Here is a 395-nt window from a genome sequence, read left to right as displayed (position 1 = left end):
ATGTAAGCCTGGTGACAAGATACTGGTGCAGCGCAATTGTCACAAATCGGTATACAACGGGGCTATTCTTGCCAGAGCCAATCCTGTTTTCATCGTTCCTGCCGTTGATCTGGCGACTGGAGTGGCCGCAGGTTTTCGACGGGAGGATGTGGAGCGCGCTCTTCAGGCCCATCCCGAGGCAAAAGCCGTTTTTCTTACCAATCCAACCTACTACGGCATGGGGATCGATTTGGCGAAAATGGCGGCGGTTATCCATCGCCACGACATTCCGCTGTTGGTGGACGAAGCGCATGGCGCCCATTTTGGTTTTCACCCCGCATTGCCTGGTTCGGCTATGCAGGCAGGCGCAGATGCGGCCGTTCAATCTACGCATAAAATGGGGACATCGCTTACCA

Annotated in this window: 1 protein-coding gene; it reads left to right on the top strand. The window is 54.7% G+C overall.

From position 1 onward, the window contains the following. On the top strand, nucleotides 1-395 hold a 395-nt coding region (locus MXD62_RS10335; protein WP_248829106.1), incomplete at both ends, for an aminotransferase class I/II-fold pyridoxal phosphate-dependent enzyme.

The organism is Frankia sp. Mgl5, from assembly GCF_023242985.1.
In the GTDB taxonomy this organism is placed as follows: domain Bacteria; phylum Actinomycetota; class Actinomycetes; order Frankiales; family Frankiaceae; genus Parafrankia; species Parafrankia soli.
The sequence above is the reverse complement of the archived record's forward strand: the minus strand, read 5'-3'. Positions and strand labels throughout refer to the sequence as shown.